The organism is Caballeronia sp. dw_276, from assembly GCF_018449635.1.
Lineage (GTDB): Bacteria > Pseudomonadota > Gammaproteobacteria > Burkholderiales > Burkholderiaceae > Caballeronia.
The window spans coordinates 1-282 of record NZ_JAAVUV010000082.1 but is presented as its reverse complement, the minus strand read 5'-3'; the positions used below and the strand labels follow the sequence as shown (position 1 = coordinate 282).

Genomic DNA, 282 nt, shown 5'->3' with positions numbered 1-282 from the left:
TTCTGCAACACCAGCATCACCTGGAACAGCGGCGCGTGACTCAGACTGCGCGCCGGCTGCAATACCTCGACCAGTTGCTCGAACGGCACGTCCTGATGCGCGTACGCCCCCAGCGTCGTGTCCTTCACCTGACGCAGCAGCTGGACAAACGGCTGCCGTGCATCCACCTGCGTGCGCAACACCAGCGTGTTCACGAAGAAGCCGATCAGCGGTTCCACTTCCCCATACTGGCGGTTCGCGATCGGCGTGCCGATACAGATATCCTCCTGCCCGGCATATCTC

At 62.1% G+C, this 282-nt stretch carries 1 protein-coding gene; it reads right to left on the bottom strand.

Annotated features, from left to right (window positions below):
• The coding region (locus tag HB633_RS30715; RefSeq protein ID WP_213781876.1) for a condensation domain-containing protein at positions 1-282 on the bottom strand (282 nt) is incomplete at both ends.